Genomic DNA, 21,134 nt, shown 5'->3' on the forward strand with positions numbered 1-21,134 from the left:
GCACTGCGAAAACTATGCTCCACCTTGCAGAAGCGCCCGCAGCTCGCGGCGGCCAGGCACCGCGTGCCACGCGCACCCCGCGCGTGCCGCGCGCTCACGGCGGAGTGTCCGTAGGCTCACGACGACGTGCCCATGAGCACGACGCCGTGCCCGTACCCACGACGGCGTGCCCCCGTACGCACGACGCACCCGGCGGACGCCGGCCCGCTCTGGAGGAATGACCGCATGTCCGCACCGACCCCTTCGTCCGCCGCCGTCGTCACCGGGACGGCCGGGAACCACGTGCCGCGCGAGGAGGAGGTGCTGACCCCCGGGGCGCTGGAATTCCTCGCCGAGCTGCACCGGCGCTTCGCACCCCGCCGCGCGGAACTGCTGGCGTCGCGCGCCGAGCGCCGCGCCGAGATCGCCCGCACCGCGACCCTGGACTTCCGCCCGGAGACCGCGCACATCCGCGCCGACGACAGCTGGCGGGTGGCCGCGGCCCCGGCCGCGCTGAACGACCGCCGGGTGGAGATCACCGGCCCCACCGACCGCAAGATGACGATCAACGCGCTCAATTCCGGCGCGCGGATCTGGCTCGCCGACTTCGAGGACGCCTCCGCCCCCACCTGGGAGAACGTCATCGGCGGCCAGCTGAACCTGATCGACGCCTACGAGCGGCGGATCGACTTCACCTCCCCCGAGGGCAAGAGCTACGCGCTCGGCGCCGCCGACGGGCTGGCCACCGTGGTCATGCGGCCCCGCGGCTGGCACCTGAACGAGCGGCACCTGACCGTGGACGGCGAGCAGCTCCCGGGCGGCCTGGTCGACTTCGGGCTGTACTTCTTCCACAACGCGCAGCGGCTGACCGACCTCGGCAAGGGCCCGTACTTCTACCTGCCCAAGACCGAGTCGTACCTCGAAGCCCGGCTGTGGAACGACGTGTTCGTCTTCGCGCAGGACCGGCTCGGCATCCCGCAGGGCACCGTCCGGGCCACCGTGCTGATCGAGACGATCACCGCCGCGTACGAAATGGACGAGATCCTCTACGAGTTGCGCGACCACGCCTCCGGGCTCAACGCGGGCCGCTGGGACTACCTCTTCTCGATCGTGAAGAACTTCCGTGACGGCGGGGCCCGTTTCGTCCTGCCCGACCGCAACGCGGTCACGATGACCGCGCCCTTCATGCGCGCGTACACCGAACTCCTGGTCCGCACCTGCCACAAGCGCGGCGCCCACGCCATCGGCGGCATGGCGGCCTTCATCCCGTCCCGCAGGGACGCCGAGGTCAACAAGGTCGCCTTCGAGAAGGTCAAGGCGGACAAGGACCGCGAGGCGGCCGACGGTTTCGACGGCTCGTGGGTCGCGCACCCCGACCTGGTGCCCATCGCCCGCGCCTCCTTCGACGCGGTCCTCGGCGACCGCCCCCACCAGAAGGACCGGCTGCGCGAGGACGTCCACGTCACCGCGGCCCAACTGATCGACATCGCCTCCCTCGACGCCGCCCCGACCTACGAGGGCCTGCGCAATGCCGTCCAGGTCGGCATCCGCTACATCGAGGCCTGGCTGCGCGGCATGGGCGCGGTCGCGATCTTCAACCTGATGGAGGACGCGGCCACCGCGGAGATCTCCCGCTCGCAGATCTGGCAGTGGACCAACACCGGTGTCGTCTTCGACAACGGCGAGAAGGCCACCCCCGAACTGGTCCGCCGCGTCGCCGCCGACGAGATCACCGCGATCCGCACCGAGGTCGGCGAGGACGCCTTCGCGGCGGGCAAGTGGCGCGAGGCCTACGACCTGCTGCTGCGCACCGCGCTGGACGCCGAATACGTCGACTTCCTGACGCTGCCGGCGTACGAGCAACTGGCGGACTGAGCTGCGGGGCCCCGGTTCCGGCCGATTGCCCGCGGACGTCGGGCTGTTAGCCTGCGTGCATGTCAGACCTGGGGCCCATCGCCTGGCCACCCGATCCGATCAAGACCGAGAGGCTCGTCCTGCGCGAGCCCGAGGCCCGGGACCGCTCGGTGTTCGTCGAGCTGCTGGCGTCAGCGGAGGTGCACACCTACCTCGGCGGACCCCGCTCGCGCGACGAGCTCGAACGCGAGTTGCCCGGAGTGCCCGAGCGGTGGCCCGGCAGCTTCGTCGTCGATCTCGACGGGACGATGATCGGCCAGATCCTGCTCAGGAGGGCATCGGAACACCATCGCCCGGCTGCCGCGGGAAAGCCCGACCTCGGCTACCTCTTCCTGCCGCAGGCGTGGGGCTTCGGCTACGCCGCCGAGTCCTGCGCGGCGGCACTCGCCTGGCTCGACAGCGCCCTCCCGGGCGAGCCGGTGGTCCTCGCCACCCAGACCGCCAACGCCGCCTCGATGCGCCTCGCGGCAAGGCTGGGCTTCACCGAGGTGGAGCGCTTCCACGCCTGGAACGCCGAACAATGGCTCGGCCTGCGACCCCCGGTGAACCCCTGAGCCCGCGCGCTCAGCTCACCGCCGGGGGCCCGGCGGGCACCGCTTCCGCCTTCGTCGGCACGGGCACCTGGTTGAAGGCGTAGTACACGGCCAGCAGCCCGTGCACCGCCAAGGTCAGCGGCGCCGACACGAAGGCAAGGCCCACCGTGGCGGGATACGCGATCGACCCGAGGGCGAAGCGCGTCCGCGTGGCTCGGGCCGCCTCGACGTCGACCCGGTCGTCGAAGAGATGACCCGTGCGGGTCAGGTGCCACCACATGGCCTGGAAGACCAGCGCGTGGAAGACCATGAACAGCCCGTAGACGGCCAGGGCGACATGCGCCGCATTGCCCTCCCGCAGATACGCGGCCACCACCGACGCCGGCCACGGCAGCGCCGCGACACCCATCAGCAGCACCAGGTTGAGGAACAGCAGTGTGCGGTCCACCCGGGCGATGCACTGGAAGACCGTGTGGTGGTTGACCCACATAACGCCAATGATCAAGAACGTCACGGCATAGGCGGCATATGACGGCCACATCGCGCCGAGCGCGGACCACAGCCGGTCGCCGGCGTCCTCCGGGACCTTGATCTCCAGCACCAGCAGCGTGATCGCGATGGCGAACACCCCGTCGCTGAACGCCTCGACTCTTCCCGACTCATTCATTCCGTTCCCCCGTTGAAAGCTCAAGCGGCGTGCGGCACCGCCGCTCGGACTCGCCGTGGCCCGTGCCCGCGCGACGGTAGCAGCGGCCAGGCGGGAACCCCCACGTCGTAAGCCAGTTGGGTCGTTCTCGGTCAGACGGCCGGGTCGTACATGATCTCCCGGACCTCTTGCGCGCAGCGGCACGCGGCAGCGAACTTGGCGGCCCACTTCAGGGCGTCGTCACGCGACGGCACATCGATGATCGAGAACCCGCCCAGGACCGCCTTGGTCTCCGGGTACGGGCCGTCGCTGACGGTCCCGTCGGTGGCCACGACGCTCGCCTGCTGGCTTTCCAGGCCGCCACCGAAGATCCATACGCCGGCGTCCTGGGCCTGCCGCACCACCTCGTGCGCGGCCTCCCCCACCTCCGCCAGGTCTTCCTCGGGGATGATCATCGTGCCGTCATCGAACGAGATCAGATACCGCGTCATCTTTGGCTCCCTTGTTCGGCCCGACTCAGCCTACGACGAACGACTCCCCCGGAGCCGACACCGCGCCCGCGACCCCATGGGGAGCAATTCGCCGCGTCGAGGCGGGTGTTGACGCCTCCCGTCGCCGGAATCGGGATCCGGCGGTGGGTCAGTACGCCCGCAGGGCGACGGGGTGTCCGGACGAGGTGATCGGGCGCGGGTTCGGCAGGGGCTGCCCCGCGGAGTCTCCCGGGGTGTCGATCGCCCACCAGACGCGGGCGCGGGGCAGGTCGTGCCCGGTGGGCAGTGCGACAGCGGGGACGGTCAGGTGGGTGGCGACCTCGACCCGGGACGCCTCCGGCGGCACCGGCCCGAACCTGATGCCGGTCGTCCCCTCGGGGAGGCCGGGTACGTCGCCGGCGAACCAGAAGCTGTTGTCCGGGTGCTTCTTCGTGGGGGCACTGAACGTGCAGGCGCTGCTTCCCCGTGTGTCCTCGGGTCCTCCTGGTCCGTCGATCGCCAGACACAGGCCTTGGGCGCCTTCCCACGCGTCCAGTTGCCACCGCACTCCGTGAGTGGTCTGCCGCATCAGCGTGACGTGGTCATGGCCGTCGTCGTTGGTGTCGCCGTCCGGATGGGACGAGCAGGCCGACAGCGCCAGCAGAATCCCGGCGGTGGCTGTTGCGAGAGTTGTGCGTCTCATCGTTCCCTCTGTCGCGCCGGCCGATACGGCCCGTTCTCGGGTGGACCGAAGAGAACCACGCTCCTGTCGCTCCGCCGGTTCCGACGCACCGCCCCGGGCCCGTGGGTTCACGGGGCCGGGGCGGTGGGGCCTGGCCCGGCTCCGGCCCCCGGAGGGGCGGGGCAGGGGTGGCCACCGGGCGGGGGCCACCCCTCCCGGACCGGTCGTTGTGGGGTGGCGTCAGGACAGGCCGGCCCGGGTGGCCAGGCGGCGGGCCTCGGTGCGGGTGAGGCGGGCGATCTCGTCCTCGTCGACCCGGGTCAGCCGGCCGTGCTCCACCACCGGTCGGCCGTTGACCAGCGAGAGGGTGACGGGGGCCGCGGCGCCCATCACCAGGGCGGCCACCGGGTCGGCGATCGACGCGTGGGCGAGGCCGTCCAGCTTCCACAGCACCAGGTCGGCGAGCTTGCCCGGCTCCAGGGAGCCGATCTCGGCGGCCCTGCCGAGGACTTGGGCGCCGCCGTAGGTGCCCAGGCGCAGGGCCTGGCGGGCGGTCATCGCCTTCTCGCCGCCGCCGAGGCGGTTGATGAGCAGGGCGTTGCGCAACTCGGTGTGCAGCTCGCCGGACTCGTTGGACGCGGTGCCGTCCACGCCGAGGCCCACCGGGACGCCCGCCGCGAGCATGTCGGGGACCCGGGCGATGCCGGCGGCGAGCCGGGCGTTGGAGGACGGGCAGTGCGCCACGCCGGTGCCGGTGCGGGCGAAGGCCGCGATGTCGGCGTCGTTCATGTGGACGCAGTGCGCCATCCACACGTCGTCGCCGAGCCAGCCGGTGGACTCGAAGTAGTCGGTCGGCCCCATGCCGAACAGCTCGTGGCAGAACTTCTCCTCCTCCACCGTCTCGCTGCCGTGGGTGTGCAGGCGTACGCCCTTGTCGCGGGCCAGCACCGCGGCCTCGCGGAGCAGTTCGGTGGACACCGAGAACGGCGAGCAGGGCGCGGCCGCGATGTGCAGCATCGAGCCGAAGGAGGGGTCGTGGTGGGTGTCGATGGCGGCCTCGGTGGCCTTGAGCGCGCCCTCGGTGGTCTCCACGGCGAAGTCCGGCGGGAGCCCGCCGTCGCTCTTGCCGCGGTCCATCGAGCCGCGGGCGGCGGTGAAGCGCACCCCGGTGTCGGCGGCGGCCCTGATCTCGGCGCCGAGCAGGTCGCCCGCGTCGCGCGGGAAGACGTAGTGGTGGTCCATGGCGGTGGTGACGCCGCCGCGTGCCATCATCGCCAGCGATCCGGCGGCGGCCGCGTGGACGATGTCCTCGTCGATCCGCGCCCACACCGGGTACAGCTCGACCAGCCAGTCGAAGAGGTTGCTGTCCTGGGCGAGGCCCCGGGTGAGCCACTGGTAGAAATGGTGGTGGGTGTTCACCAGGCCGGGGGTGGCCAGGTGCCCGGTGCCGTCGATCCGTCGGGCCACGTCCCTGAGGTCGGCGGGCGCCGGTCCCGCGCCGACGGACTCGATGACATTGCCCGCGACGACGATGTGCCCGGTGTCGTGCTCGGTGCCCGCCGCGTCCACTGTGGCGATGGCGCAGTTCTCGATGACGATGCGCCCGGTCGCGCCGGTCGCAGTCGGCGCGGTCTCGTTCGTGCCGTTCATCACGGTCCCCCTGTCAGTCCGTCACCGGGATGCGGGCGTCGGCGCCGTCGCGCAGCACCGTGCCCTCGATCAGCCCGTAGGGGCGGTCGGCGGCCAGGTAGACCTCGTTGTCGTTCTTGAGGCCGAAGGGCGCCAGGTCGGCGAGGAAGTGGTGCTTGTTCGGCAGCGACAGCCGCACCTCGTCTATGGCGGCGGGCCCGTCACTGTTGTCGATGACCCGGGAGCCCATCGCGAACAGGCTCTGCTGGAGCGAGAGCGAGTACGTCTCGGCGAACGCGCCCAGCAGGTCGCCGCGCACCGCCGCGTACGACTCCTCCCAGCCCGGTGCGTCCTGCCCGGCGGCGCCGGTCCAGCCGAACCGCCAGCGGGCGTTGACCTCGGTGGCCAGGATCCGGTCGCGGGTCTCCTGGAGGGTGGTGTAGGCGTCCTTGGCGAAGCCCCAGAATTCGGAGTCGGTCGAGTTGAGCACCACCAGGCCGGCCAGCCCGGAGACGACCTGCCAGTGCTCGCCGTCGTAGGAGACCTCGGTGGTGCGGGTCTCCTGGCCCTTGCGGACGAAGGAGTGCTCGCCGCGGTCGCCGCCGGTGACCGGGATGCGCTCCCAGGCGTATTCCTCGATCCGTATCCGGGCCCGGTGGATCGGCTGCCGGCCGGTCACGAAGTGCCGTGCCAGTTCGATGCCGAAGGCCTCGGCGGAGTCGATGCCGTGTTCCTTGGCGAAGGCGAAGACGGTGTTCTTGGTGGTGTCGGTGGGCAGCACGTTCGCGTTCGACCCGGACAGGTGGACGTCGTCCATGTCGCCGGACAGCGCGACCGAGACGTTCAGGTCCTTGATGTGGTGGGTGCCGCCGTCGCGGGTGATGCGGACAACGCGGTTCTCCGCCTTGCCGTACTGGTTCTGGCCGAGCATGGTGGGCATGGCGCTAGCTCCCTCGGTATACGGAGTAGCCGAACGGGTTGAGCAGCAGCGGTACGTGGAAATGCTCGCCCGGGGTGACGGCGAAGGCCACCGCGACTTCGGGGAAGAAGGCTCCGCTGTCCCTCGGACCGGCGTGGTCCGCGCGGGCAGCGTCCTGCTGGGCCTCGGCTGGGTGGTGGGCGTGACGTGCGAAGTACGGCGCCACGTCGAAGTGCAGCCGTACGTGGGTGGTGGCTTCCGGAAGCACGGGCAGGTCCTTGCAGCGGCCGTCCGCGTCGGTCGCGGAGCCGCCGTGCGGCGTCCAGGGCGCGGCAGGGCCGGTGCGTACCTCCAGCGCCACGGCGACTCCCGCGGCGGGGCGGCCCGCGCTGGTGTCCAGGATGTGCGTCGACACGGACGTCATGACGGGTCCTCCGCGCTCACCGGGGTCTGCCCGACCGCGGGGGTCCGCTCGGCCGCCGCGAGCCTGCCGAGCCTGATCCGGTTGATCTTTCCCAGTTCGGCGCGGACGATCTCGCGTTCTGTGTCGTCGTCATTGCCGATCCGCGCTTCGAGGGCGGCCTTGATCTGGGCGCCGGTGGCGCCGGTGGCGCAGATGAGGAAGACGTGGCCGTGCCGCTCCTGGTAGGCGAGGCCCAGGTCGAGCAGCTCGGCGCGCTCGGCCTCCTCGACGCCGCCCTGCTCGCGGGCCGAGGTCGGGTCGCCGGGGGTGGGGCGGCCGATCGGCGGGTGCGCGGCCATCGCCTCGCGCAGGTCGGCGGGGGTCAGCGCCGCCATGGCCGCGTCGCTCGCCGCCAGCAGGTCGTCGAGCCGGTCGTACGGCCGGCCCGCGGCCACCGCGGCGCCCCATGCCGCGCTGCCGCACACCTCGTGCAGCAGGCCGGCGGCGAGGGCGGCGGGGGCCGCGTTGAGCCGGGACAGACCCGGCGCTGCGCTGGAAGTCACACTCGCACGCTAGGAGCCGCCGCACGGCAGCGTCAACAGTTTGTTGAAAACTTCTGGTTACGCGCGTCGCCGCCCGCGAGAGGTCACCGACCGCCGAGGAAGGGCCGTCACTGGCCTTCGCGGGCGGCGTTCTCCCTGTTCAGGTAGTTGTAGACGGTGAAGCGGCTGACGCCGAGCGCCGACGCGACGGTCTCCACGCCGTGCCGCACCGAGAAGGCGCCGCGCTCCTCCAGGATCCGCACCACCTGCTGCTTCTCCTTGCGGCCGAGCGCGGGCAGCGGCCCGTGCCTGCGCTGGAGGTCGGCCAGCAGGTGGTCGAGCGAGTCGGCGAGGTGCGGCAGCCGTACGGCGACCACCGGCCGGCCCTCCCAGCTGAGCACGACGTCGTCGCCGCGGGCCTGCGCGGGCGCGACCATCTCGCCGCCCATCGCGTCCACCAGCGGCCTGACGGCGTCGGCGAAGGGGTGCGGCAGCCCGTCCGCGGCGGGCAGCCCGTCCGCGGCGGCGGTCACGGCGTGTCCTCCCCCAGCGCGCTGACCTGGAGCGAGATCCGGGTGGCCCCGGCCGCCAGGGTCCGCCGCAGCAGCTCGGATACGGCCGCGACGACGGCGTCGGCCGAGCCCTCGGCCGTGTTGCCGAACGGCCCCACGTCGACCGCCTCCAGCGTGCCGCCCTCCACGACCTCCCTGGCCACCACCGCGTGGCGGGGCGGCACGTCCAGGTCGAACGGCTCGGTCGTGAATTCCAGCCTCAGTCTCACCAGGTCACCCTTCGGCGGCTGCGGTAGGCGCCCGGGTCCACGTCGGGGTGGATGCCCGGCCTGCTGCCCGCCGCCCGGACGGCGGCGTCCGAGCCGACCTTATGCGACCTCGGCGGGCACCGTCAGGGCGGCCCTCACGGCCGCCGCCATCGCCGCGATGCCGGTCTCCAGCGTGAGCCGCGGATGCGGGGCGAAGAGCGGCGAGTGGTTCGCAGGCAGGGCCGCGAGGCGCCCTGCGGCGTCCGTGCCGGGCCCGCCCGCGGCCGCCCACTGCCGGGGGCCCGTACCGCCGAGCATCCAGTAGCCGGTGCGGACGCCGGGCACGCCGTGCAGGTCGAGGCCCGCGTCGCCGTAGAGGGCGAAGTCCTCGGTGGCCATCGACGGCTGCCAGCGGGCCACCCGGTGCGGCCCGAAGGCGGCCTCGTGCGCGCGGCGTACGGCGCCGGTCGCCGCCGGGTCGGGCACGGTGGGCCGGGACCGCGACAGCACCCGCACGACGGGTTCCGGCGGCGCGGGCTCGGGGGACGCGGCGGCCTCGGCGCGGACGATACGGCGTACGGCCGCGACCGCCCGCTCCAGGCCCGCGTCGGTGAAGGACCGCACCGTCACTTCGAGCGTCGCGGTGTCGGCGATGACATTGCCGCCGCCGGGTGTGCCCGCCCGGACCGAGCCGACCGTGACCACCAGCGGCTCCCCCGGTCCCGTCTCGCGGGACACCACGGTCTGCAGCCGCATCACGACGGCCGCGGCGGTGATCACCGGGTCGGCGGCCAGTTGCGGCGCCGCCGCGTGCCCGCCGCGGCCGTACAGGACCACTTCGAGGGTCGCACTGCCCGCGAGCAGCGGTCCTTCGGCGTGCGCGACCATGCCGGCGGGCAGCGGCACGACATGCTGGGCCAGCGCGAACGACGGCACGGGGAAGCGGCTGTAGAGGCCGTCGGCGAGCATCGCGGCCGCGCCGCTGAGCGTCTCCTCGGCCGGCTGCCCGACGGCCACCAGCGTGCCGCGCCAGGCGTCCGCGGAGCCGGCGAGCGCGGCGGCGGCGCCGGACAGCGCGGCCAGGTGGGCGTCGTGGCCGCAGGCGTGCATGACCGGCACCGGTGTGCCGTCCCGGCCCGGGGCCGTGACGGTGCTTGCGTAGGGCAGGCCGGTGTCCTCGCGGACCGGGAGGGCGTCGAGTTCGGCGCGGATCAGCACGACGGGGCCGGGCCCGTTGCGCAGTACGCCGACCACGCCGTGGCCGCCGACGCCCGCGGTGACGTCGAGACCCGCGGCGCGGAGGGCGGCGGCGAAGCGGGCGGCGGTGCGCTCCTCGGCGCCGGACAGCTCGGGGTCGCGGTGCAGGGCGACGTACAGCTCGGCGGCACCGGCGAGGACGCCGGACGGGACGGGCGGGGCCTCGGGCACGGCGGGTACGGCCTGCGGGGTCATCGGGGGCTCCTGTGCGCGTGCCAGCGGAGTGACAGCGGGCGGACGGGTGATCGGTCAGTGGACGCGCGTAGAAAAGGGTCGGCCGGTCCGTTCAGGGCCGCGTCCCCTGCCGAGAACAAGGAGTCACCATGGCGATCATCAAGCAGGACACGCCGCTCGCGTCGCTGGCCCAGGAGATCCTGGAGCTCGAGTCCGAGACCTTCGAGATCACGGACTACTCGGACGCCAGCGAGGTCATGCTCGGCTCCTCGACCAGCTGCTCCAGCACCAGCACCTGCTCCAGCACGACCAGCACCACCAGCTGCACCGCCTGACGGCCCACCCGCCGTCCGCCGCTCCGCGGCCCGCTGTGTGCGGGCCGCGGAGCGGTTGCTTTGGGGGCCGGGCGCCGGAACCAGGCCCGTCACGGGAAGGGGTGCGGCACCCGGCGCACCTCGGACTCGCGCAGGTCGTCAGGGCGCATCCCGGCCCGCCGCTGCGCGGTGCGCAGCCGCGGCATGGTCAGCGCGCGCTGCCGCGACCACCCGAAGTCGATCGGCAGCAGTCCCGGCGCGATCGTGCACACCGTCCGCAGGCCCATCGCGCGCTGCTCCGGCGCGGTCTGGTCGACCACGATCACGTCGCAGCCCGCGCGGGCCAACTCCGCGGTGCACCACAGGACATCGTCGCGCAGGTCGAGGCCGCGCGGCCGCCGGTCCTCCCACTCGGCGTAGACCTCCGCCGGGGGGCGTACGGTTGTCGGCTCCAGGTAACTGCCCACGTACCGCGTCATCTCGGGCAGCCCGAAGAGCGCCGCGTGGTCGGGGAGCCGCCGCACCAGGCCGAAGTCCTCGGCCATCGCGGCCAGTTCGGCGGGCCGCTCGGTCACCTGCCGCGGCAGGTGCGGCAGATACGTGAGGATCTCCGAGACCGCCGCCTCCACCGCCGTCTCCGGGTCGAAGGCGGCGCCCGCGGCGAAGGCCAGCGTGCCGGGACCGCCGTCCCTGCGGACGGCGAGGCCGGTGACGACGGGTACGGCCAGGTCGACGCGGTTGTCGAAGGCGTGCACGTCGTAGCCGCACAGCGCGGCCCTGTCGGTCATGGCGCGCAGCACCGGGCTGCGGCAGGCGCCGAGGTCGATCTCGGTGAGCCGCGCGTCGCCGTACCAGCCGAGCAGGAAGGCGTCCCGCTCGATCAGCTCCAGCAGGCCGAAGAGCACCGCCTCCTCCAGACAACTGCCGGTCGCGCAGCCGTTGGAGCACTCGAAGACGAAGTGGTCGGCGGAGGTGCCCGCGCTGTAGTAGACGAGCCGGGCGGGCACCAGCACCGGGCGGTCGTCGCGCAGCGACCAGCCGCGCACCCACGGGATCGGCCGCGACGGGTCGAAAGGCGCGATCATCGGGTCGTCGCGGTAGGTCTCGGGTGCGTACAGGCCGCAGTCGCGCGGGTCGAGGGCGGCCTCGCCGAGGTTGTCGTAGGAGTCGGTGACGATGCCGCCCCGGTCCCTGCGGTGGGTGCCCGCGTAGCGTTCGAGGCCTTCGAGGAAGGCCAGGTCGCGGCTGGAGGCGAAGGACTGCGACTGCCCGCTCCAGGTGACGTCGGTCAGTCCCGCGTAGCCGCGCATGAAGACACTGCCCGCGACCGGCGCGGTGGTCGGCGACGTCACGTCGCTCCAGGTCCCCGCGCCGAGCACCCCGCACACCGGGTTCGCCAGGGCGGCGGCCGGCAGGTCGTAGCCCGCGGGCGGCCTCAGCCGGTAGCGGTCGGCGGCGCTCTTCTCCCGCGACACCGGAAATCCCTCGGGCTCCCCGGCGGCTGGTCCCGACGGTCCCTGCGGCCCGTGCGGTGCGTGCGGTGCGTGCGGTGCGTGCGGTGCGTGCGGGCACAGCGGGTCGGCCAGCAGCGGCACGGTGCTGACCTGCCCGGTCTCCAGGTCGAGCCGGGTGACCCGCGGCAGCGTGTCGCCTCCGGCGGGCGTGGGGGTACGCTCCCGGCCGCCCGGGGCCGGGGCACGGGTCACGTGCGGGGAGCCGACGGCCCCGGCAGGCGCAACGACTGCGCTCGGGCCGCCGGCCGGGGCGGGCCGGGACGCTGGGCCCTCGGCTTCCGCCGGGCCCGCCGCCAGGCGGACGAGTGCCCACACCGCGTCGGCGGTGTAGTCGGGGAGCACCGGCCAGGCACCGGCCGCGGTACGGGCCAGACCGGTTTCCAGGGCGTCGCGTTCGGTACGGGTGCGCAGCCGCTGCCAGCGGATGGCCAGGCAGCAGCCGCAGGCGGCGGTGGCGGCGGAGCCGCCCCAGGGGCCGATCAGCACCGCGTCCGCGGTGAGGTGGACGGTGGCCTCGGCCCGGCCGGCGGCGGCCGCCGCGCTCTCGCGGCGCAGCACGTCGGCGGCGCCGATGACGGCGACCCGGGGCGCGGGCACGCCCTCGCGCGCGGCACGGGCGGCCAGCCGGCCTTCGAGGTCGAGGCCCGCGGACTCCAGCGGCAGCGGCACGGCGGCGTCGGTGCCGGGGGCGGACCCGGGGCGTACGGCGGTGTCGGTCGTCATGTCCGGTTGCTCCAGCGGAAGATGCGGGCGGCGATCAGCCCGAAGACGACGGTGAAGGCGGCCAGGCCGCCGCAGTCGAGGGCCAGCGAGCCGAAGGTGGCGCGTCCGGCCAGCACATCGGTCAGGCCGTCGTCGAGGTAGCGCAGCGGCAGCACCCACGAGGCGGTCCGTATCCAGCCCGGCAGCAGGTCGGCCGGGTAGAAGGAGCCGGACAGGAAGGCCATCGGCACCATCACGCAGTTGGCGATCGCCGCGACCGCCTCGGGGGTGTCGGCGAGGCTGCCGACGACCAGGCCCATCGCCAGGAAGGCCGCCACCCCGAAGACCAGCAGCGGCAGCGCCAGCGGCCAACTGCCGTCCAGGTGCAGGCCGAAGAAGGGCAGCAGCGCGACGGCGGTGAAGAGCACCGCCTGCGAGAGGCCCACCACCACGGCCACCACGAAACGCGAACCCAGCACGGTGGGCAGCGGGGTGGGGGTGCGCCAGATCAGCCGCAGGATGTCGTCGCGCCGCCAGTGCATCAGCGCGAAGGCCGGTCCGAACAGCGCGGCATTGCCGACGCCCCACGACAGCACGCCTGGCGCCACGTAGTTGATGTAGGGCAGGCCGCCGTCGACGGACTGGCCGCGGAAGAGCAGCCCGAAGACCACCAGGAAGACCAGCGGGAAGGCGAAGGTGAAGAAGACGGTGGTGCGGTCGCGTACCGACGCCAGGAAGGTGGCCCTGGTGAGGGTGGCGTACGCGCTGGGGACGGCGGCGGTCCCCGCCGCTTTTGCGGTGGTCGTGGTCATCGGCTGCGCTCCGTTCCGACCGCCGGGACCCCGACGGGACCGGCTGTGTCCGCCGCGCCGGGCGGGGGTGCGGCGGTGAGCCGGAGGTAGGCGTCCTCCAGCGTCGCCGTCCTGGTCTGGATCGCGTCCATGTCGACCAGCGCGCCCAGTTCGATCAGCACCTTGTTGGCGTGCCGGGTCTCGATGACGACCTCGCCGCCCTCCAGCAGCACCCGCTCGGCGCCCTCGACGGCGCGGGCCTGCTCGACGGTGATGCGGTCGGCGGGGACCAGCAGCCTGGCGGGCGCGGCCATCGACCTGATCAGCGCGCTCGGGCTGTCGAGCGCCACCACCTTGCCGCCGGCGATGATGGCGACCCGGTCGCACAGCGCCTCGGCCTCGTCCAGGTAGTGGGTGGTGTAGACGATGGTGCGGCCCTCGCCGCGCAGCTCCCGCAGCACCGACCACAGCGATCTGCGGGCCTCCGGGTCGAGGGCGGCGGTCGGCTCGTCGAGGAAGATCAGGTCGGGCCGGTGCACCAGCGCGGTCGCCAGTGCCAGCCGCTGCCGCTGGCCGCCGGACAGGTCGTCGACCCGGCTGCGGGCCTTGCCGGCGAGGCCGACCAGGTCCAGCGCCTCGCGGGCGGCGGCGCGGTCGGCGCCCTGGAGCGCGGCGACGGTCTCCAGGTGCTCCCAGGCGGTGAGCCGGGTGAAGAAGGCCGAGGTCTGGGTCTGTACGCCGATCCTGCGCAGCAGCGCGGTGTTGCGCGGCCAGGGGCTGAGGCCGAAGACGGTGACCGTGCCGGAGTCCGCCTTGCGCATGCCCTCGACGATCTCCACCAGGGTGGTCTTTCCTGCCCCGTTGGGGCCGAGCACACCGAAGAACTCGCCCTGCCCGACGGTCAGCGTCACATTGTCGAGGGCGTGCACCTCGCCGTAGTGCTTGCTGACGCCGTCGAGCACGATGGCGGTCCCCGCCGGACGGGGCTGTGTCGTCATGTCGCCTTTCTCCCGCTGCTGTGGTGAGGTGCCCGGCTGCCGTACGGGCGGGGTGGTCTGGGTCGCCGGCTGCTCGGCAGGCGGCGGCGCCTGGGCCGCCTTGCGCGCGGCGGCGCGGGCGCGCATCGCCGCGGCGCGCAGGCCGAGCACGCGCAGGACCAGCGCGGCCGCGATCAGGGCGGGGGGGAGGTAGAAGGTCCAGGAGTCGTAGCGGTCGGGCAGGGTCGCCCGGCACAGCAGACCTGCCCCGGCGAGCACCGCCAGCGCCAGCAGTGCGCAGCAGACGGCGAATCCGCCGTAGACGAGGCGGAGTCGGGCGGGGTAGCGGCGCAGCCGCGTGCGGGCGTCTCCCCCGGCACCGCGCAGCGAACGGGCCGCCACCGTCAGGAAGGTGCGGCTCTCGGTGGCCAGCCGCAGGGTGCCCAGGGAATACCCGAGGATCTTGTAGCCGTCGAGCGGCGGCAGCGGCACCAGGTTGAGCAGGGCCATGGCGGTGCCGAGCAGCAGCAGGCCGCCGAGCGCGGGCAGCGCCTGGGCGGAGTCCGGGAGCAGCGCCCACACCGGCCAGAAGGGCAGCAGGAAGAGCAGGTTCATCACCGCGCCGGCCGCGGCGACGGCGACCTGCCGGCCGCGCCGGTCGAGGAACTGCACGTCCTCGACCTCGCAGTAGAGATACGTCATCACGCCCCAGACCCGCCGCAGGCCGATCTCGCCGACCCGCAGCCCGTAGGCGCGCGCGACCAGCCCGTGGGCGAGTTCGTGCAGGCCGAGGCTCACCCACAGCACGCAGCCGACGGCGGCGAGGGTGACCGGCTGGTGGTACAGCCGGCCTGTCTGGTCGGCCAGTTCGCCGAGCCTGACGGCGACGGCGACGGGCACCGCGGCGGCCAGCACCAGCAGCGGGACGAGCACACCGGGCCTGCGGGCGAAGGCGGTGGCCTTGTGCAGCCGGTCCATGAGGGCGGGCGCGTCGGCGACCATCCGGGTGGTGCCGCTGAACCACCCCGAGGCGGGCCGGGGTCGGGCCGCCCCGCCCGGTGCGGCGGCGACCGGCCGCCCGCCGTCGAGGAGTTGGCGGGTGGAGAGCAGCCGCAGCATCCGCTGCCATTGCGCGTCGCCGAGCCTGGCCCCGAAGCAGTCGGCGTATTCGGTGCCGATCTCGGCGAGGGAGCGGCTGCCGTCCAGCCGGGCGATGATGAAGTGCTCCTTCGCGCCCACCTCCATCCGGACCCCGGTGACCGGGTCCTTGAGCAGGTGGACCACGGCGGGGCCGCGGGTCAGCGCGGGGCCGACGAGGATGCCGGGCCGCAGCGCGGGCCGCAGGTCGAGCAGGCCGCCGGTGGTCATGGCGCCGCCGTGGGCTTGGGCTCGCGCAGCGCGCGGGCCAGGACGTAGGAGAGGAATGCCTCGTCGCGGACGGTGACCGAGAGCCGGTTGTTGGTCATGTGCATGTACGGCGACAGCAGCATCGGCAGCGCCTGGTCGGGGTCGGTGACCGGCAGGTCGCGCTCGCCGTCCCAGGAGCGGAAGACCAGGTCGCCGCCGCGGGCCAGCGCCACGACCTTCTCGCGCAGGTCCAGGCAGTGCTCGGCCCAGCCGCCGAGGAAGCTGGGCAGCCGCTCCGGTGCGGGTTCGGCGACGGCGGCGCGGATCTGCTGGAAGCGGGCGGGCAGCGCGTCCATCGTGCCGTAGGCGCGGTCGTAGCCGTCCTGGGCGGTGTAGTTGGTGGTGGAGAAGGCGGAATTCCAGAACTGGTGGTAGCGGTCCAGGAATTCCAGCAGCGCCGGCTCGTCCCGCAGCAGGCAGCCGGACATCGTCATCATCAACTGGGCGGCCACGCCGAGCAGGACGGTCCGCAGGTGCAGATTCATCGTGCCGAGCGCGCCGGAGACCAGCTCGCTGGAACGCTGGAAGTGCCATTCGGCCAGCTCGATGCCGGCCGGGCCGCCGTATTTGCCGTATTCGGGCTCGTAGGGCTCGGGGCTGAAGGTGTTGTTGGGCCGCAGCTTCATGTGGCCGTCCTCGTCGACCAGGCCGCCCCGCTCACCGCCGGGGAATTCCAGCTCGAAGAGGGTGTTGTAGAGGTCCGCGAGGAAGCCGCCCTTGACCTCGTAGAGGGCGGGGCGCTCCTTGAGGAAGGCCTCGATCGCGCTGCTCGCGCGGGCGGCCACCTCGGGGGCGGCCGCCGCTGAGGAGGGGCGCAGCCGCAGCCTGATGTGCGGGCCCTCCAGCCAGTAGTTGATGAAGAACCAGCCGCTCAGCAGGCCCTCGCCGGTCAGTTCCGCGACCAGCGGGCGCACGCAGCGCAGCAGGAAGGGGCGGGGGCTGGCGGCGTAGAAGACGTGGAAGGCCTGCCATTCGCCGCGGGCCTGCCCGCTCTCGGACACGGACGGGGCCGGGGTGCCGGCCGGGGTCGTGGCGGTCGCCTCTGGGGTGGTCATACGGCGCTGTCCTGCCTTCCTGGCCGGGCCGCCGCGGCGGGTTCCGCCGCGCGGGGGACGATTTCCACGGCCAGTTCGGCGACGTGGTGGCCGCGCGGGGAGCGCACGTGCAGCTCGTCCTCGCCCGGCAGCATCTCCTCGAAGACCGTCCTGGTCCGGCCGCCGCCGGTCAGCGCGTCGAGGGCGATCAGCGACAGGGGGCTGTCGAAGTCGACGTACTGCGGCTTGGATCCGCCGAAGACGGCGCCGAAACCGCCCGCGTCGTCGTCGCGTTGCTGGTGCAGGGTGGCGAACACCCGGTCCGGCAGCCCGTGGTCGCGGCGCCAGCGCTGCCACCTCAGGTAGAAGGCGGCGTCGTCCATGCCGGGTTCGCGCACCGGCAGGGCCCCGGGCGCGGCCGTCCACGACCTGCGGTGCAGCACCACGCTGCGGTAGCGGACCCGGGGCCTCGCGGTGACCCCGTCGCGGCCGGGCGCCTGGGCGACCCCGCGCCACACGTCGAAGGACGCGCGGGAGGTCGGCGAGAGCAGCAGCAGCGTACGCGGCACCTCGGGCAGCACCATCGGCACCAGGTAGCCGAGGTAGAGGGGGACGACCTCGGCGCCGAGCCGCCGGGAGCGCAGCACCAGCCGGTCGGCGTCCTGGTCGTGCTCGGCGTAGAGGTCGTCCAGGTCGATCCTGGCGTCGACGGGGGCGGTGCTGCTCTCGCCGGGGCAGACGATCTCGTAGTCGGTGAGCCGCCCGTGCAGGTTGAGGTTGGTGGTGGCGGAGCCGGCGGTGATCTCGGCGAAGACCGCGCCGGGCGGCTGCCAGGCGCGGAGCGTCTCGCGCAGCCGCCCGGTCAGGCCGCCGTCGCCGTCTGCTCCCGCTTCGTCGTCGAAGCAGTGGGTGAAGCGGGTGAAGGGGAAGGACAGGCCGCCGTAGGAGTTGTTGAGCACCACCAGCGGGTCGCCGGGACGGCGGGCGAGCTGGAGGAAGTGGCTGTGCGGGGCGAACGACTGCCCAAGCGCCTCCAGTTCGCCGCTGACCGCGGCCACCAGGTCCTCGCCGAGCCGGAGTTCGGCTTCGCCCTCGGGGTGGGCGGCCCACAGCTCGCGCATCCGGCCGGTGAATTCGGCGCGGGCCTTGTCGAGGGCGGCGACCTCCGGCATGCCCAGCCAGTTCTCCTCCGGGGCGTGGCCGCCGTCCGCCGCCCAGGGCGACTTCAGCGAGGTGAACTGCAGATACTGCGTGAAGATGTCCTCGTGGAAGTCGTGCACGAGCCGCAGCAGGTCGTCGCAGCGCCCGCCGCGCCCGTAGCGGGCCAGGAAGAAGCCCTTCAGGGTGAGCCGTTGGGGCAGCGCCACGTCGAAGGCGGGCATCATGCCGGTGAGCGCGTGCAGCGGGGCGGCGGCCAGCTCCGTCCACTCCTCCAGGTCGGCGGCGACCTGCTCCTCGCGTACGTCCTCGTAGAGCAGCGTCTGCGGCAGTGACGGGGCCGCCGCGCCGAGGTCGGTCTGCAGGGCGAGGAGGTCGCGGCGCAGGTCGGCCAGCAGGGCGCGGCGGTCGGCGACGCCGGCGTGCCGGTAGCGGTCGACGCAGGAGGCGGGGCCTTCGAGGCGGTCGGCGACGTCGGCGGCCCAGCCGCGGTCCAGCGTCCGTAGCGCGCCGCGGAAGGCGTGCAGCGGGTCGGCGGTGTGCACGTCGGTCGCCAGGCCGGTCATCTGCAGGATCTCCAGGTCGAGCAGGGTCGCGGCATAGTGCGCGGCCTGCTCTCCCGTCGAGCCGGTCTCGGTGGTCAGCCAGCCGGTCAACTCGGCATAGCGCAGCCGCGGCCGGTCGCGGAAGAGGGCGGTCAGCCGCTCCAGGGTGCCGCTGTTGCGCAGGAAGAACAGCCGGTCGTGGGCGGCGTCGAAGCTGACGGCGGCGCTGTCGTCGCCTGCGGTGACCGAGCGGCGGACATAGCGGATGCGGTCCTCGTCCAGCTCCCAGCCCGCGGGCAGGGTGACGAACAGGTCGTCGCGGCGGGCGGGTTCGGCGGCGATCAGCTCGGCGAGCCTGGCCAGCACCACGACGTTGAGCCGGGGGTGGCTGGTCCAGGTCTCGCCGGTGCGCACCTCGGGTCCCGTGTCGCCGAAGGTGCCCTCGGCGATGGCGGTGAAGGTGCTGAAGGGGCTGGTCTTGCAGGCGGTCCGGTAGAGATACGCCAGCAGCGAGCGCTCCTTCTTCCTGGCCCGCTTGTCCGGGACCGGCGCGCGGTCGGCGATGAAGGCGTCGAGCTGGCCGTCGAGGGTCGGCGAGGCCAGCGCGAGGGCGAGCCGCAGCCGGTCCTCACCGGCGAGGCCGCGCAATTCGGCGCGGCTCGCGGCGATTTCGCGCTCCAGCAGCGGGCCGCCCGCGCCCCGCAGCTCTTCGAGCCGCAGCCGGGCGTCGAGCCAGCCGGCGAGCAGGTCCCCGGTGCCGCCGCCGAGCCCGGCGGCCAACGCGCGTACCGCGTCCGGGTCGCGGGGCAGCCGGTCGTTGAAGACCTGGCGGCGCAGCGCGAGTACGGCCCTGCGGTCCGCGCCGTCCTCGGTGGCCTTGACCAGCACCGTCAGCGGGTCGCTCAACTCGGCGGCGACCGAGGCGAGTCGCTGCTCGGCGGCCAGCACCTCGTCGGCCCAGCGCCGGGCGCCGGGGCTGCGCAGCCGGTGCACGGCCGACACCGGCAGACCCGCCACCCGCAGCATGAAGCGGCGGTGCAGCAGCCAGCTCCGGGGGCTGTCCCCCGTGTCCTGCGCGGCGGCGTTGACGCTCATGCCGCTCCTTTCTGTCCGTTCCTTCGGTGGATCCGTGCCCGCCATGGGGTGTGCCGGGCCCTTCAGGCGATCTCGTAGCGGAAGTCGGCGGGGCGGGGGCGCTCGTGGCCGATCATCATGATCAGCAGCGGCACCTCGCCGGTCTCCTCCAGCGCCAGCTCCTCGGTGAAGGAGATCGCGTCGAAGCCCAGCGCCACCCCGCAGGACAGGCCCGCGGCGGCCGAAGCGGTGTAGACGGCCTGCGAGATGCCGCCGATCACCGCGTTGACCAGGCGGTATCCCCGGTCGCCCACGGCGTCGAGCACGGCTGTGGTCCGGGCCACGGGCACGATCACGGCCGCGGCCTGCTCCAGGTTGTAGTTGGCCAGGAAGTAGTTGCGCTGGAGGAAACCGCCCGGCGCCCCGGCCGCGACCAGCCGCAGCGAGCCGTCGGCGCGGTCGTAGAGGTAGCTGCCGGGCTCGACGTCCGCCACGTGGTTGACGAAGACGTACGCCCGGCTGAGGCGGGCGCCGCCCGGGGTCTCCGTGTCGCTGTCGAGGGTGCCCGCCGCGTCGACGGCGGCCAGCACGGTGGACAGCGCGTCGGCGGGCAGCGGTGTCGTCGCCTGGAAGCGGCCGAAGCTGCTGCGCCTGGCCCGCAGCGCGGCGCCGACCGGGGTGTCCAGATCCCGCGGTTCGGGCAGCGCGGTCCGCTCGCCGCCCGCGGGCACGGGCAGCGCGAGCGCGCCGTCCAGGGCCCCGGCGGGCGGCCGTCGAGCGGCGCCGTCGAGCGTCGCGGCATGCATGCGGCGTACGGTCTCGAAGGTCATCGTCGTCCGCGACCGCTCCTGGTCGGCATACCGCACCTGGGGCGGTACGGCCGCGGGCGGCGCCGTCACCGCGGGCCGCTCCCAGCTGAGCGGGACCACCGCGAAGACGCCCTCCTCGTCCTCGTCCAGGCCCAGCAGCCGGCCCAGCCTGGCCTCGTCGAACCACAGCGCGGGCCCGATGTGCAGCCCGCGCGCCCTGGCCCAGATCCGCCAGGTCTCCAGCAGTGCGCCGGTGTCCATCGTCACGACGTGGTAGCTGAAGCTGTTGTATTTGAAGGCGTTCTGCCAGAAGCGCACGCCGAGGACCAGGAACTGGTCGTAGGCCGCCAGGGCCTCGCCGGCCGCGGCGCGCACCTCGGCCGTCACGTCGCCGGCCAGCAGCCGGCGCAGGTCGTGGTGGGGCGTGGAGTAGTAGTAGACGCCCGGCGTCAGCGGTCCTGAGGGCCCGGCCACCCAGTGCACGCCCACCGGGTAGAGGCCGCCGCCCGATGCGGTGCCGCGCGACCAGTTGGCCTGGGTGTACATCGGCAGGGTGCCCAGGTCGGAGTTGGCCTGCACGGCGAGCCTGCGGCCGACCAGGCCGTAGGACTCCTGGAGCATCCCGGCGAGCAGCGGCAGCGTGAAGGCCCCGGTGCCGCGCGGCCCGAACAGGCCGCGCTGCACGGTCGCTCCGTCCCCGGCCGGGAGGTCGGCGGCCTGCGGCAGCGGGAAGGCCTCGGCGCCGGGGAAGTGCTTGCCCTTGCGCGGACGGTCGGCCCAGTCGGGCACGAAGTCGGCCGGCTCCATGGGATACCTGCCGCGCCGGACGATGGCGGTCGCGTACTCATGGGCGAATCCCACGGGCGTTTCCTCTCTGTGCGTCTGCTTGATGCCGGCGGGG

Annotated in this window: 19 protein-coding genes; 3 read left to right on the forward strand and 16 right to left on the reverse strand. The window is 73.5% G+C overall.

Features of this window, described 5'->3' with window-relative positions; genetic code table 11:
• Window positions 1-225: 225 nt before the first annotated feature.
• On the forward strand, window positions 226-1,854 hold the full coding sequence (gene aceB, locus OG900_08015; GenBank protein ID WUH90062.1) for a malate synthase A: 1,629 nt from the start codon (window positions 226-228) through the stop codon (window positions 1,852-1,854).
• Window positions 1,855-1,913: 59 nt separating this feature from the next.
• Window positions 1,914-2,447 (forward strand): GNAT family N-acetyltransferase, encoded by a 534-nt coding sequence (locus tag OG900_08020; protein WUH90063.1) that lies wholly within the window; start codon window positions 1,914-1,916, stop codon window positions 2,445-2,447.
• 10 nt (window positions 2,448-2,457) lie between these two features.
• Here the strand turns inward: OG900_08020 and OG900_08025 are convergent, their stop codons facing one another.
• The 10 genes from OG900_08025 to OG900_08070 form a co-directional block, all read right to left on the reverse strand.
• The gene (locus OG900_08025) at window positions 2,458-3,093 is read right to left on the reverse strand and encodes a TMEM175 family protein (GenBank protein WUH90064.1); all 636 of its coding nucleotides are present in this window, start codon (window positions 3,091-3,093) and stop codon (window positions 2,458-2,460) included.
• 131 nt (window positions 3,094-3,224) lie between these two features.
• Window positions 3,225-3,563: a YciI family protein gene (locus OG900_08030; GenBank protein WUH90065.1), complete on the reverse strand. Its 339-nt coding sequence runs from the start codon at window positions 3,561-3,563 to the stop codon at window positions 3,225-3,227.
• A 148-nt stretch (window positions 3,564-3,711) separates the two neighbouring features.
• The gene (locus OG900_08035) at window positions 3,712-4,245 is read right to left on the reverse strand and encodes a hypothetical protein (GenBank protein WUH90066.1); all 534 of its coding nucleotides are present in this window, start codon (window positions 4,243-4,245) and stop codon (window positions 3,712-3,714) included.
• 219 nt (window positions 4,246-4,464) lie between these two features.
• On the reverse strand, window positions 4,465-5,874 hold the full coding sequence (locus OG900_08040) for an 8-oxoguanine deaminase (protein WUH90067.1): 1,410 nt from the start codon (window positions 5,872-5,874) through the stop codon (window positions 4,465-4,467).
• A 13-nt stretch (window positions 5,875-5,887) separates the two neighbouring features.
• Window positions 5,888-6,793 (reverse strand): urate oxidase, encoded by a 906-nt coding sequence (gene pucL / locus OG900_08045; protein WUH90068.1) that lies wholly within the window; start codon window positions 6,791-6,793, stop codon window positions 5,888-5,890.
• A 4-nt stretch (window positions 6,794-6,797) separates the two neighbouring features.
• Entirely contained in the window at window positions 6,798-7,196 is a 399-nt protein-coding gene (gene uraH / locus OG900_08050) for a hydroxyisourate hydrolase (GenBank protein ID WUH90069.1), read from the reverse strand.
• A complete protein-coding gene (uraD, locus tag OG900_08055) occupies window positions 7,193-7,738 on the reverse strand; it encodes a 2-oxo-4-hydroxy-4-carboxy-5-ureidoimidazoline decarboxylase (protein ID WUH90070.1) in 546 nt (181 codons plus the stop codon). Before uraD ends, uraH begins: the two co-directional genes overlap by 4 nt.
• A gap of 107 nt (window positions 7,739-7,845) precedes the next feature.
• On the reverse strand, window positions 7,846-8,166 hold the full coding sequence (locus OG900_08060; GenBank protein ID WUH95663.1) for a helix-turn-helix domain-containing protein: 321 nt from the start codon (window positions 8,164-8,166) through the stop codon (window positions 7,846-7,848).
• Between the two features lie 80 nt (window positions 8,167-8,246).
• Window positions 8,247-8,498, reverse strand: a complete 252-nt coding sequence (locus tag OG900_08065) for a hypothetical protein (protein ID WUH90071.1) — start codon at window positions 8,496-8,498, stop codon at window positions 8,247-8,249.
• 99 nt (window positions 8,499-8,597) lie between these two features.
• On the reverse strand, window positions 8,598-9,929 hold the full coding sequence (locus OG900_08070; protein WUH90072.1) for an amidohydrolase: 1,332 nt from the start codon (window positions 9,927-9,929) through the stop codon (window positions 8,598-8,600).
• 128 nt (window positions 9,930-10,057) lie between these two features.
• Between OG900_08070 and OG900_08075 the strand changes: the two genes are divergently transcribed.
• A complete protein-coding gene (locus tag OG900_08075) occupies window positions 10,058-10,243 on the forward strand; it encodes a thiazolylpeptide-type bacteriocin (GenBank protein WUH90073.1) in 186 nt (61 codons plus the stop codon).
• Window positions 10,244-10,332: 89 nt separating this feature from the next.
• Here the strand turns inward: OG900_08075 and OG900_08080 are convergent, their stop codons facing one another.
• The 6 genes from OG900_08080 to OG900_08105 form a co-directional block, all read right to left on the reverse strand.
• A complete protein-coding gene (locus OG900_08080; GenBank protein ID WUH90074.1) occupies window positions 10,333-12,459 on the reverse strand; it encodes a YcaO-like family protein in 2,127 nt (708 codons plus the stop codon).
• Window positions 12,456-13,250 carry an ABC transporter permease gene (locus tag OG900_08085; protein ID WUH90075.1) on the reverse strand — a complete coding sequence of 265 codons (795 nt, stop codon included), beginning with the start codon at window positions 13,248-13,250 and terminating at the stop codon, window positions 12,456-12,458. The genes OG900_08080 and OG900_08085 overlap by 4 nt, the downstream gene beginning before the upstream one ends.
• Window positions 13,247-14,227: an ABC transporter ATP-binding protein gene (locus tag OG900_08090; protein WUH95664.1), complete on the reverse strand. Its 981-nt coding sequence runs from the start codon at window positions 14,225-14,227 to the stop codon at window positions 13,247-13,249. The genes OG900_08085 and OG900_08090 overlap by 4 nt, the downstream gene beginning before the upstream one ends.
• Before the next feature lie 1,343 nt (window positions 14,228-15,570).
• A complete protein-coding gene (locus OG900_08095; GenBank protein ID WUH90076.1) occupies window positions 15,571-16,668 on the reverse strand; it encodes a lantibiotic biosynthesis protein in 1,098 nt (365 codons plus the stop codon).
• The gene (locus OG900_08100; GenBank protein WUH90077.1) at window positions 16,665-19,445 is read right to left on the reverse strand and encodes a lantibiotic dehydratase family protein; all 2,781 of its coding nucleotides are present in this window, start codon (window positions 19,443-19,445) and stop codon (window positions 16,665-16,667) included. The genes OG900_08095 and OG900_08100 overlap by 4 nt, the downstream gene beginning before the upstream one ends.
• Window positions 19,446-19,507: 62 nt before the next feature.
• Window positions 19,508-21,094 carry a nitroreductase family protein gene (locus OG900_08105; GenBank protein ID WUH90078.1) on the reverse strand — a complete coding sequence of 529 codons (1,587 nt, stop codon included), beginning with the start codon at window positions 21,092-21,094 and terminating at the stop codon, window positions 19,508-19,510.
• Window positions 21,095-21,134 lie beyond the last annotated feature (40 nt).

The organism is Streptomyces sp. NBC_00433 (assembly GCA_036015235.1).
GTDB lineage: Bacteria > Actinomycetota > Actinomycetes > Streptomycetales > Streptomycetaceae > Actinacidiphila.